General features: G+C 66.1%; 1 pseudogene. It reads left to right on the top strand.

What is annotated here, in order from left to right:
* A pseudogene (locus EN750_RS38515) lies at positions 1 to 487 on the top strand (ABC transporter permease); the annotation flags it as partial.

The raw sequence follows: 487 nt of genomic DNA, 5'->3' as shown, positions 1-487 counted from the left end.
GCTGCTTTGTCGGCGCCATTCCGATGCCGGGACCGCTCGCCATGGTCTTGATGGCGGTGGCCGGTGCCGCCGCCGGTGCGGCGGTGGCGCTTGTTCCCGCCACGCTGCGGGTTAAATTCAAGGTCGACGATGTCGTCAGTTCGCTGCTGCTCAACTCGGTCATCTATTATGCGCTGATGGCGCTGATCGAGGGCCCGTGGAAGGACTCCTTCAGCGGCTATCCGATCTCGCCGCCGATCGAGGATTCGGCCAATTTCCCGGTGCTGCTCGAAGGCACAAGACTGCATCTCGGCGTCGTCGCGGCGCTGATCGCGGCGCCGCTGATCTGGTTCCTGATCGTGCGCACGACGCTCGGCTTCAGGATCAGGGTCACCGGCGAAAACCCGGAAGCCGCCAGATATGGCGGCATCCATGTCGAGCGGGTGCTGATCTCGACGGCGCTGCTGTCCGGCGCGCTGGCCGGGTTGGCCGGCGCGCCGGACAGCAG

The sequence above is a fragment of the Mesorhizobium sp. M7A.F.Ca.ET.027.03.2.1 genome (assembly GCF_003999175.1).
Taxonomy (GTDB): Bacteria; Pseudomonadota; Alphaproteobacteria; order Rhizobiales; family Rhizobiaceae; genus Mesorhizobium.
The sequence above is the reverse complement of the archived record's forward strand: the minus strand, read 5'-3'. Positions and strand labels throughout refer to the sequence as shown.